Here is a 558-nt window from a genome sequence, read left to right as displayed (position 1 = left end):
GCCATCCAACCGGAGGCCGCATAACGGAAACCTCCACGTTTTCAGGGGAAGCCCAGAGTGCTGTTCTCGCGTTCGAGGTCCTTATGCCGCTTGGCGTCCTCAGCCTTGAGCCCGCCGAATTGATTGCGCCAGCGGTGATACGTGGCTTCGGAGACACCCAACTCGCGGCACACCGCCGCGGTGTCCTTGCCCTCGGCCAACAGCCGATCGGCCGTCATCAGCTTGCGCACAATCTGCTCGGGAGTGTGCCGCTTTCTCGTCGCCATGATCTTGTCGAGCCTTCCTGCCCAAAACCTGGGCTGCAAGACTCTCACACACCATGGACCAACCAACCGGGGTTTGGGCTTGACCCCGTTTGGTGGACACATCGGTCAGGCGGCTTGAGCCGTCTGAGTGAGTCGGTCTTCGAAGTCGACCGGGCTCATCATAGCGAGGGCCGAGTGGCGTCTGCGTCGGTTGTAGACGCGCTCGATCCAGTCGCCGACAGCAAGTTTGGCGGCTGCCTTAGCCTGAATCCGTGGAAGGTCGGTCGTTGTTGATCGGCGTGTGAACAGCGAA

1 protein-coding gene and 1 pseudogene are annotated in these 558 nt (G+C 61.3%); both read right to left on the bottom strand.

What is annotated here, in order from left to right:
• Positions 1 to 59: 59 nt before the first annotated feature.
• Positions 60 to 266 (bottom strand): annotated as a pseudogene (locus F6Q13_RS19955) (transposase); the annotation flags it as partial.
• A gap of 105 nt (positions 267 to 371) precedes the next feature.
• Positions 372 to 515 (bottom strand): IS3 family transposase, encoded by a 144-nt coding sequence (locus F6Q13_RS20420; protein WP_367141381.1) that lies wholly within the window; start codon positions 513 to 515, stop codon positions 372 to 374.
• Between the last annotated feature and the right edge of the window lie 43 nt (positions 516 to 558).

This window comes from Mycobacterium sp. (genome assembly GCF_008709575.1).
Lineage (GTDB): Bacteria > Actinomycetota > Actinomycetes > Mycobacteriales > Mycobacteriaceae > Mycobacterium.
The sequence above is the reverse complement of the archived record's forward strand: the minus strand, read 5'-3'. Positions and strand labels throughout refer to the sequence as shown.